This is a genomic window from Chelativorans sp. J32, assembly GCF_000518985.1.
In the GTDB taxonomy this organism is placed as follows: Bacteria; Pseudomonadota; Alphaproteobacteria; order Rhizobiales; family Rhizobiaceae; genus Chelativorans.
In genome coordinates this window covers 44,124-58,386 of record NZ_JAEQ01000009.1, presented here as the reverse complement: position 1 = coordinate 58,386, position 14,263 = coordinate 44,124, and the positions used below count along the sequence as shown (strand labels likewise).

The following is a 14,263-nucleotide window of genomic DNA, read 5'->3' as shown; positions in this document are numbered from 1 at the left end:
GCAGGGCAATCTATCGAGGCTGCATTCGGATGGCGCCGTCGAGCCGAATGACCTCGCCGTTCATGTACTGGTTTTCAATGAGGAAGCGCACTGCGTCGGCAAACTCGGCAGGATCGCCGAGGCGTGACGGATAGGGGATGGCACCCGCAAGACTTTGCTGGGCTTCTTCGGGTAGGCTATGCAGAAGGGGCGTGAGAAAGATGCCCGGCGCGATGGTGTTCACGCGGATACCGAACCGGGCAAGCTCGCGTGCCGCAGGCAGAGCCATGGAAACAATGCCGCCCTTGGACGCGGAATATGCGGCCTGTCCCAATTGGCCCTCAAAAGCGGCTACCGAAGCGGTGTTCACGATCACCCCGCGGGCCTTGTCCGCGCGCTCCGATGCCGCCGCCATCTTTGCAGCGGCAAGCCTCATCATGTTGAACGTGCCTACCAGGTTGACCCGGATGACTTTTTCGAAATCCGGAAGGCGCATGGGGCCGTCTCTCCCCAGAATGCGCCCGGCGGTTCCGATGCCGGCACAGTTCACGAGGATGCGCAATCCGTCGCCAGCCGTGGCGGCGGCCTCGACCGCCGCTTCAGCATCCTGCTCGCTTGAAACATCCCCTACCAGCGCAGTGCCGCCGATTTCATCGGCAGCCGCCTTGGCAGCGCCCCCGTTGCGGTCGAACAGATGAACAATCGCACCGCGTTCCGCAAGCATCTGCGCCGTTGCCTTGCCCAGACCGGAACCGGCGCCGGTGACCAATGCACTCGATCCTTTGATGATCATGCCACGGCATGCCTCTCGACGAGGATGACGTCGGAAGCGTCCGAATAGAGCGCTTCGACCAGCTCTGCCCGATGGGCGAGCACGGCGCGCTGGTTCAAGGAGCCTTTGTCGGTGATCTCGCCCTTGTCCAAACGGGGCGGCTCGGCCATGAGCATCATGCGCATGACGCGGGAGGCGGAGCCGGTCGCCTGGCGCTGGTGCTCGGCAAGGCGCTCCACGATTGCCGCACGGATCGTGGGATGCGAGAGCAGCTCTTCGTCCGAAACGGCGCTATCGGGCACGAGTGCCCGCAGCGCGGGGAGGAACGGTACCGCCAGCGCTCCCAATTCCTGTCGATTTTCACCCGTGATGACGGCGTCGCGAATGAGACCGCCGAACTGGTTGACGAGCTGCGCGCGCACCACCCCCACGGCTACCCAGGTGCCCGTCCGCAGCTTGAAATTTTCCGCCGTACGCCCCGCGAAGTAGAAACCCTGGCGCGGGTCGCCGGGAACGGCGAATTTCACGGCATCGCCGATCCGGTAGAACCCTTCCTCGTCAAAAGCCTGTCTGGTCAGTTCGGGATTGCGCCAATAGCCCGGCGTTACATTCGGGCCTTTCAGACGCAGTTCGTACTTATCGTCGAAGGGCACGAGTTTTGCCGTCACGCCCTGCGCGGGCACCCCGATATTGCCGGGGCTGTCCTGCGGTTCCGTGCAGAAAAGCGCGAAGGGCGAGGTTTCCGTCGCGCCGAGGCCAGTCCCGAGCGGCACCCGATATCCAAGCGTCGCTTCCGAAAGCTCGTTCAGAGCGTCCCATGTGTGCTGGGCCATGCCGGCCCCGGCGTAAAGAAGCATCTTCAGCTGTCGGAAGAAATTCTCGCGCAGTTCGCGTTCGTCCCGCATCGCCTGCAGGAGCATTTCGAAACCCGCCGGCACGTTGAAATACCATGTGGGAGAAATCTCGCGGAGATTGCGGATGGTTTCTCCGATCAGAGCAGGGGTGGGCTTTCCCTTGTCGATATAGAAGGTGCCGCCGTTATAGAGGACAAGATTGAAAACCTTGTTGCCGCTCGCTGTGTGGTTCCACGGCGCCCAATCGACAATGACCGGAGGTTCGTCCCGCAGGAAACCATAGCAATCCGCCACCATTTCCTGGTTCGAGCAAAGCATGCGCTGGGTCTGGATTACAGCCTTGGGCGAGCCGGTCGTACCTGAGGTGAATAGAAACTTGGCAATCGTATCGGGTCCGACCGCATCAAAAGCCGCGTTGACCGCCTGGCCCGGCTCGGTCGCAAGGAGCTCATCCAGCAACAGCGTCTTACCCCGGCCGCTTGCGGGGTTCCTGGTGGAGACATAGGGAATTTCAATCCCAAAGGCCGCGTCCACTGCCTTTTGAAAGGCCGCTCCGTCCTCCGCAAAGACGAGGCCGGGCGTTATCTGTCGAGCGATCTCCTTCAGTTTCTGGAAGTCGGCTGAGGCGGTTACATAGGCCGGCGAAATGGCCGCCGAAGGCACGCCAACATGCTGAGCGCCGAGGGCCAGAAGCGCATGCTCGATCGAGTTTTCCGCCAGGATGACGAGGGGCCGCTCGGTGGACAAGCCAAGGTCCAGAAGGCTCTGGCCGACGCGGCGCACCTTGTCGAGCGCCTCGGCATAGGAAACCTCCCGCCAGTTTCCGTCCTCAGCCCGCTCGGCCATCCATGTGCGCTGCGGAGCGGTTTTTGCCCAGTGGACGAGCCGCTCGTTCAGCTTTCGCGGATAAGCTCCGAGTGGATCCTTTCGCCAAACCAATATCGTGCCATCCGCGCGGGTCTCCCAATCCAGTTCGGGGGACCACAGCTTGACGGCACAAAGCGGGTTCGCGGTCATGACTCCTCCCAAAGCGCCACTCACTCGACCTTAAAGCGCCGCCATTCGCGGCCGAAATTTGTTTACAAGGAAACATTATCTTCGTAAATCATTAATTGCAGATGGAAACCGGGAGTTCCTGAGGAATGGCCGCCGCAATGTCAGGCAGTTTCGTCACCTATGAGATCAAGGGAGACGTCGCTCATATAGGCCTCAATCGACCCGAAAAGCGCAACGCGATCAGCGATGTCTTCATCGAAGCGATCGCCGACGTCGTCGCCAGAGCCGAGCGCGAGGCCAAGGCCGCAGTGATCTTCGGGCATGGTGACCATTTCTGCGCCGGGCTCGATCTCGCGGAGCATATACAAAAGACGCCGATAGAAGGGGTGCGTGGTTCGCGCCGCTGGCATGCGGTCTTTTCTTCCATCGAGCACGGCACGATCCCCTGGATATCGGCTCTGCACGGGGCTGTCGTCGGTGGCGGCCTGGAGCTTGCGGCCTCCACCCATATCCGTGTTGCGGAGAGTTCGGCCTTTTTTGCCCTGCCGGAAGGGCAGCGGGGCATTTTTGTCGGCGGCGGCGGATCGGTGCGGGTGGCGAGGCTTACCGGTGTCGCGCGAATGACCGACATGATGTTGACGGGGCGTGTCGTTTCCGCCGAGCAGGCGGAGCGCTGGAATCTGGTGCAATATGTCGTGGAGGCCGGCGAAGCGCGGAAGAAGGCCCACGAACTGGCTGAAGCTGCGGCTGGGAACGCCGAAATCTCGAACTATGCCGTGATCAACGCGCTGCCGAGGATACAGGATATGGCCAAGGAGGATGGGCTTTTCGTGGAGTCGTTCATCGCGTCCTTCACGGCCACCAGCCCCGAGGCGGAAGAGCGGTTGCGCGCATTCCTGGAAAAGCGCGCTGCGCGTCTCAAGGCGCCGGGGCAGCCATAGAAAGAACGCTCCAATGGATGTGCGGGTTCGCAGCGCGGAACAGGTCGAACTCGACCAGCTACAAAGTGCTTTGGGTTTTTTGCTGCGCATCGCCCAGCTGAAGGTGTTCCAGCAGTATTTCATGCAACCCGGGGAAGATCGCCTGAAGCCGGGGGAATTCTCCGTGCTTTGGGTCATCAAGTGCAATCCCGGTATACGTCAGAGCCTGCTTTGCCAGCGGCTGATGATCAAAAGGGCGCACATGACCAAGCTCATTCGAGCCTTGGAAGAACGCGGCTGGGTTGCGCGGCGCATCCCTGACGAGGACAGGCGGGGGGTGGAACTGACGCTTACAGCGGAGGGCGAGGCGGCGGTCGCCGATGCAGCCGAAGGGTTTTTCGCCTTTGAAAATACGGTGGGTTCTGAGCTGAATGCCAGCGAGCGCGAGCAGTTGATGGTGCTTCTGCGCAAATTGGTGAACATCAAGGGGAGTGGCCTGTGAATACGGACGAGCTTGTCGCCATCGACATACACACGCATGCGGAAGAGCCATGCTGCGGGCCGCGCGATGATGGTTACGACGAATTCCAGGCCGGCATGGCTCGCTATTTCAAGAACCCGGTCTCCCATAATCACCTCCCGACCGTACAGGAAACCGCGGCCTATTACCGGGAGCGCAAGATCGGATGCGTGATCTTCCCTGTCGATGCGGAGAGGGAGACCGGCTTCCGTCGCTACGACAATGAAGAGGTGGCGAGGATCGCCGCTGAGAACAGCGACATCATGATCCCCTTCGCCTCGATCGACCCGGCGAAGGGCAGGGCCGGAGCGCGTGAAGCGCGCCGCCTGGTTCGCGAGTTCGGCGTAAGAGGTTTCAAGTTTCACCCGACCATGCAGGGATTCTACCCGAACGATCGGATGGCCTATCCGCTATATGAGGCGATTGCGGAAGAGGGCGCCATCACGCTCTTCCACACCGGCCAGACGGGAGTGGGCGCAGGCATGCGCGGCGGTATGCGTATGCGCCTTAAATTTTCCAATCCCATCTATCTCGACGATGTGGCGGTGGACTTTCCCGATATGCCGATCATCCTGGCGCACCCGTCCTTTCCCTGGCAGGAGGAGGCGCTTTCGGTCGCCACGCACAAACCCAATGTCTATATCGACATGTCGGGGTGGTCGCCGAAATATTTCCCGCCCATCCTGGTGCAGTACGCGAACACGCTTTTGAAGGACAAGATGCTGTTCGGATCCGATTGGCCGGCGATCACGCCCGACCGTTGGCTTTCGGATTTCGCCAAGATCGAGATCCGCGACGAGGTGCGCCCGCGCATTCTCAAGGAAAACGCCAAGAAGCTGCTTGGATTGAGCTGAAAACGCGAAGATAGATCGTTAGGAGAAGATAGGATCTGTGGAAGCCTCGTGGCTCCCTTCACCTATATACGTTCTCATATCATCGCCCTCTGAGCAGGAGTAGGATCATGAAGGACGAGAGCCGGTTCCTGTGCATGGCCATCGAATTGGCCCACGCCAATGTCGAGAATGGAGGGCGCCCGTTCGGCGCAGTGGTCGTGAAGGACGGCGAGGTCGTCGCCACCGGGGTGAACGAGATCCTGAGCACGAACGATCCCACGGCGCATGCGGAACTGATGGCTATTCGCTCCGCCAGCCAGAAACTGGGATCGGCAAATTTGGAAGGGTGCAGTGTATATGCGAGCGGCCATCCCTGTCCGATGTGCATGGCCGCCATGCGGCTCGCTGGAATTGGCAAAGTGGTCTATGCATACTCGAACGCTGATGGGGCTCCTTTCGGCCTCTCCACCGAAGCCATTTACGCTGATCTTGCGAAGCCCTTTGCGGAGCAGTCGATGGAGATCAGCCATGTTCCGGTTCGCCTGCCTTCGCGACCGGACCTTTACGAAACATGGAAGAGGCGGCGGGAAGGGCAGTAGTAGGTCCTCAAGCTGATGTCTTTCGTTGGCTTCTGGCCTCTATCGGAGCCGCGCCCTTACCTCTTTCGAATAATCTGCCTCCACCGGCTGAGTTATATCATCCTTGCCTGTGTCGTGCGACATAGAACCTGGAACAAGAGCGCATCGGCTCATGTTCGCTAGGGCGCAATAGCGGCCCTCCGGGCCACGCCCAATCAGCAGTTCTTCAGTGCCCTTTTGGGCCGGGGAGGAACAATGGCTACCGACGCAGTCCATGCAGGTCACGAGCACCGGCCCCACGGCTGGGTTCGCTGGGTATATTCTACGAACCACAAGGATATCGGAACCCTCTATCTCATCTTTGCGATCATCGCAGGCATCATAGGGGGCTTTCTCTCGGTGATGATGCGGTGGGAGCTTGCCGAGCCCGGAATCCAGATATTCCACGGCCTTGCCGCGATGGTCTATGGATATCAGGGCGATGCGGCCATCGATGGCGGGAAGGAAATGTATAACTCCTTTACCACCGCCCACGGTCTGATCATGATCTTCTTCATGACGATGCCCGCGCTGATCGGCGGCTTCGGCAATTGGATGATCCCCATCATGATCGGCGCGCCGGATATGGCGTTTCCGCGTATGAACAACATCTCCTTCTGGCTGCTTCCGCCGGCCTTCCTGTTGCTGCTGCTTTCCTTCTTCGTTCCGGGAGCGCCGGGCGGATATGGCGCGGGTACCGGCTGGACCATGTATCCGCCGTTATCGAGTGTCGGCCATCCCGGGCCGGCTGTGGATATGGGCATCCTCGGGCTGCATATTGCCGGCGCCTCGTCCATCCTGGGCGCCATCAATTTCATCACCACCATTTTCAACATGCGCGCACCGGGCATGACGATGCATAAGATGCCGCTCTTCGCCTGGTCGGTCCTGATCACCGCCTTCCTGCTGCTGCTCTCGCTGCCGGTTCTGGCGGGCGGCATCACCATGCTGTTGACGGACCGCAATTTCGGCACCACCTTTTTCGTGCCGGCGGGCGGTGGCGATCCGATCCTCTTCCAGCATCTGTTCTGGTTCTTCGGCCACCCGGAAGTCTACATCATGATCCTCCCCGGATTCGGGATCGTCAGCCATGTGATATCCACCTTCTCACGCAAGCCCATATTCGGCTATCTGGGCATGGCCTATGCCATGGTTGCCATCGGGGTGATCGGCTTTGTGGTATGGGCGCATCATATGTTCACGACCGGCTTGACGGTCGACACCCAGCGTTACTTCACGTTTGCGACCATGGTCATCGCCATTCCCACCGGCGTGAAGGTCTTCTCCTGGGTGGCCACGATGTGGGGCGGGACGATCAGCTTCCGCGTGCCGATGCTATGGGCGGTTGCTTTCGTATTCCTGTTCACCATCGGAGGGGTTACCGGCGTGCAACTGGCGAATGCCGGGTTGGACCGGGCCGTGCATGACACCTATTACGTCATCGCACATTTTCACTACGTGCTTTCGCTTGCCGCGGTCTTCGCCATCTTTGCTGCGTGGTACTACTGGTTTCCGAAGATGTCGGGGTATCTCTATTCGCCTTTGATAGCCCGGCTCCATTTCTGGTCCATGTTCATCGGAGTGAACCTGGCATTCTTTCCGCACCATTTCCTTGGCCTTGCGGGCATGCCGCGCCGCTATATCGATTACCCCGATGCCTATGCCGGGTGGAACATGGTCTCCTCCTATGGAGCCTATCTCGCGGCCATCGGAGTGCTGATCTTTCTCTTCGGCATCGCCGAAGCGTTTGCCCGCAAGCGAATTGCCGGCGCCAATCCATGGGGCGAGGGTGCGACCACGCTTGAATGGCAATTGCCATCGCCGCCGCCATTCCACCAGTGGGAGGAGCTCCCGCATATCCGGTAGACAACATCGCCTCGCGCAATCGCGCCGGCCTGCCGATGAGCGAGCAGGGCTATTGGGTTGCATTTTCCTGCCGCCTCGCTAACGAACGGATCATGAATTCAACTCTGCAGCCTTACGAAATCCGGTCATCCATAGCATCCGACCATGATGCGATCGCGAGGGTATGGCATACCAGCGCCTCTTTGCCGGGGGTCGGCCCGGTCATCATGCCGACCCTCGATGAGCTGCGAAAACGGATCGACCTGGAATTTGCTGCGGGTTGGCATGTCACGGTCGCGGCTTGCGCGGACGATATCCTTGGGTTTGTGGCGATCAAGCCACGTGAAGCGGTGCTCGACCAATTGTTCGTAGAGCCTCGATCACTGGGGGCTGGCGTGGGTCGCGCGCTCCTGGCGCACGCGATAACGGCGATGCCAGATGGTTTTACACTGTTCACGCGGGCGACAAACGCAAGGGCTCGCCGCTTTTACGAGAAGGCGGGTTTGATGTCCCTCAAGGAAGATGTGCATCCCCGCAGTGGGGAGCCGATCATCCATTATGGATGGAATATCCGCTGATCGTCGGTAGCCGGCCGATGCCGTCCTCAGGCTGCCGCGCGATAGGCAGCCGGTGTGACCCGGTTGCGCTCGCGGAACGCGCGGATGAAATGCGAAGAATCGCAGAAGCCGGTCGCATTGGCGATCTCGGTCACGGACTGTTCCGTATGGCGCAGCAGGAACTCTGCATATTCGAGCCGCATGATCCTGTAGGCCAGTGTTGGCGCCATGCCGATGGCATTCTGGAAGCGGCGCTCCAGTCCACGCCGGGTTGCGCCCAATCTGCGGGCGACCTCCGAGATCGACAACGGCCCATCCATGTTTTGCTGCATAAGGAGCAGCGCTCTTTTCACCACCGCATCGTCGGTCTTGAGGTCGAGCGGAATGCCGGGCTGCGGTTTCTCCGCCCGCAGCGCATCATCGATGATCATGATGTGCAGGCTTTTTCGGGATTGAGCGCGGCCGACATGCTTCTCGACCAGATAGGCCGCAAGGTGGGCTGAACTCGCGCCGCCGGAGCACGTCAGACGATCACGATCGACGATGAAGATCTGATCCGACACGGGCTTGAGGCCGTCGAACTGTTCCAGGAAATCGGCATGGTGAAACCAGCTCACGCAACAGCGATAGCCATCCATCAGGCCGGCGCGGTGCAGGATGAACGCTCCGGTGCACACCCCCACCAGTGGAACGCCTGCTGCCGCCGCCCGCTGTAGATAGCGCGTATATTCGGGGCTGAGATTGGGGATCTCGTCGATCAGGCCGCCGACAACAACGATATAGTCGAACTTCCTCGGGTCCCCCAGGCGCTCATTCGGCTGCACCAGCACGTCGCAGCTTGATGCGACAGGGTTCATCGTATCGGAAAGCACCGTCCAATCGCAGAGGATCCGCCTGCTGCGGTCACCCTCGTCGGCGGCCAACCGCAGCACGTCGACAAAATTCGCGAAGGCGCACAGCGTGAAGCGGCGTGCAAGGATGAAGCCGACGGATAGCCGCGGCTGCGTTTCCTCGTGCCGCCACAGGCCAATCTGGCTACCGTGCTCCATAGGGTCTCCTGCATTGATGTCGCAAATGTAACATTACGCTGACGCGTCCATTCTGTACAATGACCGCTCATTGCGCAATAGTCGAATTATCCTGACCAGGGCCTGTGCCATGACCCGATTCTCTTTTTTGTCGCTCGTTAGCAACGCCGTTACCGGCAACAGGGCCTGGCAGCCGCAATGGCCCGATGCCGAGCCGAAGGCCGAATATGATGTCGTTATTGTCGGCGCCGGCGGACATGGGCTGGGTACAGCCTATTATCTCGCCCGGGAGCATGGCATCACCAATGTGGCGGTCATCGAGAAGGGGTGGCTCGGCGGCGGGAACACAGGTCGCAACACAACCATCATCCGCTCCAACTATCTCTACGACGAATCGGCTGGCATCTACGAGCACTCCATGAAGCTATGGGAGGGTCTCAGCCAGGAACTCAACTACAATGTCATGTTCTCGCAGCGCGGGGTCATGATGCTGGCCCACAATGTGCACGACGTCCAGAGCTTCAAGCGCCATATTCATGCCAACCGGCTGAACGGCATCGACAATGAGTGGCTGACGCCCGAACAGGCCAAGGAATTCTGCCCTCCGCTCAACATCGCGCCCAATGCCCGCTATCCCGTGATGGGAGCGGCGCTGCAGCGGCGCGGCGGGGTCGCTCGCCACGACGCAGTCGCCTGGGGTTACGCGCGCGGCGCCGCTGCCCGCGGCGTCGACATTGTCCAGAACTGCCCGGTGACCGCGATCCGCCGCGACGCTTCCGGCAGGGTCATGGGCGTCGAGACGGCGAAGGGCTTCATTCGGGCCAGGAAGGTCGGCGTCGTGGCAGCGGGGAACACCTCCGTCGTCATGGATACAGCGGGCGTGCGCCTGCCGCTGGAAAGCTTCCCGCTTCAGGCGCTGGTCTCCGAACCCGTCAAGCCGGTCTTCCCCTGCGTCGTCATGTCGAACACGGTGCACGCCTATATCTCGCAGTCCGACAAGGGCGAGCTCGTCATAGGCTCGGGCACGGACCAATATGTCTCTTACAGCCAGCGCGGCGGGCTACCGCTGATCGAGCACACGGTGGCGGCGATCTGCGAGGTGTTCCCCATCTTCACGCGGATGCGCATGCTGCGCAAATGGGGCGGCATCGTCGATGTCACGCCGGATCGGTCACCGATCATCGGCAAGACGCCGGTGCCCGGCCTCTACGTGAATTGCGGCTGGGGCACGGGCGGCTTCAAGGCCACGCCCGGCTCGGCCCATACCTTCGCCCACACGATCGCGCGCGACGAGCCGCACCCGGTCAACGCGCCGTTCACGCTGGAGCGCTTCACCACGGGCCGGCTCATCGATGAGGCTGCGGCCGCAGCCGTCGCGCATTGAGAGGAGGGACAAATGCTGCTGATCCGCTGCCCCTATTGCGAGGCCGAACGTCCCGAACTGGAATTCACCTATGCGGGCGAAGCCCATATCGCGCGCCCGGCCGAGCCATCGAAGCTGACGGACGAGCAATGGCGTGACTACCTCTTCATTCGCTCGAATCCGCGCGGCATCCATTTTGAGCGCTGGCGCCACCAGCATGGCTGCGCCCGCTTTTTCAACGCCGTGCGAGACACCGTCACCGACAAGTTCGTGATGACCTATAAGGCCGGGCTCCCGCGCCCGAGCCTGAGCGAGCTGGAGAATGCACGGTCATGACCAGCTATCGCATTTCGGGCAGAGGACGTATCGACCGTTCGAAACCGGTGAGCTTCACCTTCAACGGCGCGAGCTATAGCGGCTTTCAGGGCGACACGCTGGCATCGGCGCTGCTTGCCAATGGCGTTCATCTGGTCGGCCGTTCGTTCAAGTATCATCGCCCCCGCGGCATCCTCTCGGCAGGCTCGGAAGAGCCGAACGCGCTCGTCGGCACCCATCGCGGGGCGGGCCGTTTCGAGCCCAACACAAGAGCCACCGTGCTGGAGATATTCGACGGACTGGCGGCCAGCAGCCAGAACCACTGGCCGTCCCTGAAGTGGGATATAGGGGCGGTCAACGACGCGCTCTATATGCTGTTTTCGGCCGGCTTCTACTACAAGACCTTCATGTGGCCGAAGTCCTTCTGGAACAAGGTCTACGAACCCTTTATCCGGAGCGCTGCGGGCCTGGGTGTTTCGCCGAGCGCGCCCGATCCCGACACTTATGCGAGCAGGTTCGCCCATTTCGACGTGCTCGTGGTGGGGGCTGGCCCGGCCGGTCTTGCGGCAGCTCTGGAAGCAGGCCGCAGCGGCGCGAAAGTCATTCTCTGCGACGAGCAGGCGGAACTCGGTGGCTCGCTGCTGTCGGAAACGGACGCTTCGATCGATGGCCGCCCCGGTTGGGAATGGCTGGAGGCGGCGACGAACGAACTGGCAGCATTGGGCAACGTGACGGTGCTGCTGCGCACAACCGCGATCGGCTATTACCATCAAAACTTGCTCGGCCTTTGCCAGCGGCTGACCGATCATCTCGCCAACCCGCCGGAAGGCGCGCCGCGGGAGCGGATGTGGAAGGTGCGCGCCAGGCAAGTTGTGCTTGCCCAAGGCGCGATAGAGAAGCCGCTCGTCTTCGCTGGAAATGATCGGCCGGGGGTGATGCTGGCAGGTGCTGCGCGCAGCTATCTCAACCGCTATGGCGTCAAGGTCGGTCACCGACCGGTCGTGGTCACTTCGCACGACAGCGCGTGGCTGGCGGCGTTCGACCTTGCTCAAGCCGGGGCGAAAGTTGGGGCGATCGTCGATACCAGGCCCGAGATTGGCCGTCATCTGAAGGAGCGGGCCGCCGCCTTAGGCATCGAGGTATTGGCCGGTTGGACCGTGACCGGCACGAGCGGAAGGTTGCGTGTCTCCTCTGTGCGCACCAACCCGGTGAGCCGCAGCGGGGTCGTGGGGCGGGCCCGCGTCATCGCCTGCGATGCGCTGTTGATGAGCGGCGGCTGGACGCCGAGCCTGCATCTGTTCTCGCACACAAAGGGCAAGCTCGACTGGAACGAGGAGCGGCAGATGTTCCTGCCTGGCGAACAGACTGAAGCGTGTCGCTGTGCCGGTGCGGGGAATGGCAATTTCGGCCTTGCGGCAGCCCTTGAAGAAGGAGCCAAAGCCGGTGCGGCGGCTGCCGCCGATGCCGGCTTCAAGACCGAGGCGCGGAGCTATGCCGTCGAGGGCGAGATCGCCCTTGCCGGTGTTAGCCATCGCGAGCTCCCGACCGACCGTAACACGTCCAGGGCCAAGGCATTCGTCGACTTCCAGAACGACGTTACGGCAAAGGACATCAGGCTCGCGGTGCGCGAGGGCTTCAAATCCATCGAGCATATCAAACGCTATACCACAACCGGCATGGCGACCGATCAGGGCAAGACTTCCAACATAAACGGGCTTGCCATCGCATCGGACGCCGTCGGCAAGGCGGCACCTTCGGTGGGACTCACCACGTTCCGTCCGCCGTACACGCCGACCAGCTTTGGCGCTTTCACCGGCTATAATCGCGGTGCACTGTTCGATGTGACGCGCAAGACGCCCATCGATGCGTGGGCGGAAGAGAATGGGGCGGTGTTCGAGCCGGTGTCACTGTGGCGGCGCGCCTGGTATTTTCCGCGGAACGGGGAAGACATGCGTGCCGCCGTGGCGCGGGAATGCAATGCTGTCCGTGAGTCGCTCGGCATGTTCGACGCCTCGACCTTGGGCAAGATCGAGATCGTCGGTCCGGATGCGGCAGAGTTTCTCAACCGCATGTATACCAATCCCTGGAGCAAGCTTGCGCCTGGGCGCTGCCGCTATGGCGTGCTGCTCGGCGAGGACGGCTTTATCCGCGATGATGGCGTTATTGGCCGCCTGACGAGCGACCGCTTCCACGTCACCACCACCACCGGCGGCGCTGCACGCGTGCTCGCCATGATGGAGGACTATCTGCAGACCGAATGGCCCGACTTGAAGGTGTGGCTCACCTCCACCACCGAACAATGGGCGGTGATCGCGCTCAACGGGCCGAATGCCCGCAAGCTGCTGGAGCCACTCATCGAAGGCATCGATCTCTCCGAAGAGGCCTTCCCCCATATGTCGGTGGCCGAGGGTCGCATCTGCGGGGTGCCCACGCGACTTTTCCGCATGAGCTTCACCGGCGAGCGCGGCTATGAGGTCAATGTGCCGGCGCGTTACGGCCGCGCCGTCTGGGAAAAGATCTACGAGGCAGGACAGCAATACGGCATCACCCCCTACGGCACCGAGACAATGCACGTGCTGCGGGCCGAGAAGGGCTATATCATCGTCGGCCAGGACACGGACGGCACGCTCACGCCCGACGATGCCGGTCTCGGCTGGGCCATCGGCAAGAACAAGCCGGATTTCGTCGGCAAGCGTTCGCTCTCGCGGCCGGACATGCTGAAGGGCAATCGCAAGCAGCTCGTCGGTCTCCTGACGGCGGATCCGAACACCGTACTGGAGGAGGGGGCGCAGATCGTGCTCGATCCGAACCAGTCGGTGCCGATGAGGATGGTCGGCCATGTCACCTCCTCTTACTGGAGCGCCACGCTTGGCCGTTCCATTGCGCTGGCCGTGATCGAAGGTGGCCGAGCGCGCCAGGGGGAGACGGTTCACATTCCCATGCCCGGCCGGATGCATGCCGCAAACATTGTCGGCACCGTGTTCTATGATCCCGAAAACAAGTGTCTAAGTGCCTTAGGATGACGATCATGCTGCACCAACATCATCCGCTGGTCGGCCGCGAGATAGCCGTCAACACGGCCGTGCCGCTCGTCATCCGCCCGGCTGCCGACACAGCGCGCTTCAGTCTTCGGATCGATCCGGCGGAGCTGGCGAAGGCATCGGAGGTGTTTGGCTTGCAACTGCCAGCGAAGATCGGGGGCCTCTCCCGGTCGGCGGAAAAGCGCGCCGTGTGCCTCGGCCCGGACGAATGGTATCTAACCGCTCCCTTGACCGAGCAGGCGGCAGTGGAAGGGGCCTTCGCCGAGCTGTATGCGGAGGTCATTCACAGCCTTGTCGATGTCGGACACCGTGAGGTGGGCATCGAGATCGAAGGTTCGGATTCGGTTCTGGCGCTACAATCGGCGGTTCCATTCGATGTCGGTGCGATGCCGGTCGGCAGCGGTTGCCGAACGATTTTCGACAGGGCTCAGATCATATTGCTGCGCGAGACGCAGCACCGCTTCCATATCGAGGTCTGGCGCTCTTTCGCCGATCATGTCTGGGGCATTCTGCAGGCTGCCGGCCGCGAGATCGAACTCGGTATATAGCGGGTGCCGCTGGAAGAGCGTCAGGAGGCTGAGGCGCTACAATTCTCCTCTGGTAGCACACCGATCCCGGTCTGC

Annotated in this window: 13 protein-coding genes; 10 read left to right on the top strand and 3 right to left on the bottom strand. The window is 61.5% G+C overall.

Going from position 1 to position 14,263, the window contains the following annotated elements; genetic code table 11:
- Positions 1–10: 10 nt before the first annotated feature.
- Together CHEJ32_RS0113305 and CHEJ32_RS0113300 are read right to left on the bottom strand one after the other, a co-directional pair.
- The gene (locus CHEJ32_RS0113305; RefSeq protein WP_028034309.1) at positions 11–772 is read right to left on the bottom strand and encodes an SDR family NAD(P)-dependent oxidoreductase; all 762 of its coding nucleotides are present in this window, start codon (positions 770–772) and stop codon (positions 11–13) included.
- Positions 769–2,622: a feruloyl-CoA synthase gene (locus CHEJ32_RS0113300; RefSeq protein ID WP_028034308.1), complete on the bottom strand. Its 1,854-nt coding sequence runs from the start codon at positions 2,620–2,622 to the stop codon at positions 769–771. Before CHEJ32_RS0113300 ends, CHEJ32_RS0113305 begins: the two co-directional genes overlap by 4 nt.
- A 125-nt stretch (positions 2,623–2,747) precedes the next feature.
- On the opposite strand from CHEJ32_RS0113300, the gene CHEJ32_RS0113295 reads away from it, so the two are divergent.
- The 6 genes from CHEJ32_RS0113295 (at position 2,748) to CHEJ32_RS26300 (ending at position 7,914) form a co-directional block, all read left to right on the top strand.
- Positions 2,748–3,542, top strand: a complete 795-nt coding sequence (locus tag CHEJ32_RS0113295) for a crotonase/enoyl-CoA hydratase family protein (RefSeq protein ID WP_028034307.1) — start codon at positions 2,748–2,750, stop codon at positions 3,540–3,542.
- Positions 3,543–3,555: 13 nt separating this feature from the next.
- Positions 3,556–4,023 (top strand): MarR family winged helix-turn-helix transcriptional regulator, encoded by a 468-nt coding sequence (locus CHEJ32_RS0113290; RefSeq protein ID WP_028034306.1) that lies wholly within the window; start codon positions 3,556–3,558, stop codon positions 4,021–4,023.
- Positions 4,020–4,895 (top strand): amidohydrolase family protein, encoded by an 876-nt coding sequence (locus CHEJ32_RS0113285; RefSeq protein ID WP_028034305.1) that lies wholly within the window; start codon positions 4,020–4,022, stop codon positions 4,893–4,895. The genes CHEJ32_RS0113290 and CHEJ32_RS0113285 overlap by 4 nt, the downstream gene beginning before the upstream one ends.
- 107 nt (positions 4,896–5,002) lie before the next feature.
- The gene (locus tag CHEJ32_RS0113280) at positions 5,003–5,473 is read left to right on the top strand and encodes a nucleoside deaminase (RefSeq protein WP_028034304.1); all 471 of its coding nucleotides are present in this window, start codon (positions 5,003–5,005) and stop codon (positions 5,471–5,473) included.
- A gap of 234 nt (positions 5,474–5,707) precedes the next feature.
- Complete coding sequence (ctaD, locus tag CHEJ32_RS0113275) at positions 5,708–7,357, top strand: cytochrome c oxidase subunit I (RefSeq protein ID WP_028034303.1); 1,650 nt, start codon at positions 5,708–5,710, stop codon at positions 7,355–7,357.
- On the top strand, positions 7,297–7,914 hold the full coding sequence (locus tag CHEJ32_RS26300) for a GNAT family N-acetyltransferase (RefSeq protein ID WP_084032805.1): 618 nt from the start codon (positions 7,297–7,299) through the stop codon (positions 7,912–7,914). The genes ctaD and CHEJ32_RS26300 overlap by 61 nt, the downstream gene beginning before the upstream one ends.
- A gap of 26 nt (positions 7,915–7,940) precedes the next feature.
- Here CHEJ32_RS26300 and CHEJ32_RS0113265 read toward each other — a convergent pair whose 3' ends face one another.
- Complete coding sequence (locus tag CHEJ32_RS0113265; RefSeq protein ID WP_028034302.1) at positions 7,941–8,942, bottom strand: GlxA family transcriptional regulator; 1,002 nt, start codon at positions 8,940–8,942, stop codon at positions 7,941–7,943.
- A 109-nt stretch (positions 8,943–9,051) separates the two neighbouring features.
- Between CHEJ32_RS0113265 and CHEJ32_RS0113260 the strand changes: the two genes are divergently transcribed.
- Genes CHEJ32_RS0113260 through CHEJ32_RS0113245 form a run of 4 tightly spaced genes read left to right on the top strand, consistent with a single transcriptional unit; the run spans position 9,052 to position 14,188 of the window.
- On the top strand, positions 9,052–10,305 hold the full coding sequence (locus CHEJ32_RS0113260; RefSeq protein ID WP_028034301.1) for a sarcosine oxidase subunit beta: 1,254 nt from the start codon (positions 9,052–9,054) through the stop codon (positions 10,303–10,305).
- 12 nt (positions 10,306–10,317) lie between these two features.
- Positions 10,318–10,620 (top strand): sarcosine oxidase subunit delta, encoded by a 303-nt coding sequence (locus CHEJ32_RS0113255; protein ID WP_028034300.1) that lies wholly within the window; start codon positions 10,318–10,320, stop codon positions 10,618–10,620.
- Entirely contained in the window at positions 10,617–13,622 is a 3,006-nt protein-coding gene (locus tag CHEJ32_RS0113250) for a sarcosine oxidase subunit alpha (protein WP_028034299.1), read from the top strand. Before CHEJ32_RS0113255 ends, CHEJ32_RS0113250 begins: the two co-directional genes overlap by 4 nt.
- A 5-nt stretch (positions 13,623–13,627) precedes the next feature.
- Complete coding sequence (locus tag CHEJ32_RS0113245; RefSeq protein ID WP_028034298.1) at positions 13,628–14,188, top strand: sarcosine oxidase subunit gamma; 561 nt, start codon at positions 13,628–13,630, stop codon at positions 14,186–14,188.
- Positions 14,189–14,263: the final 75 nt, after the last annotated feature.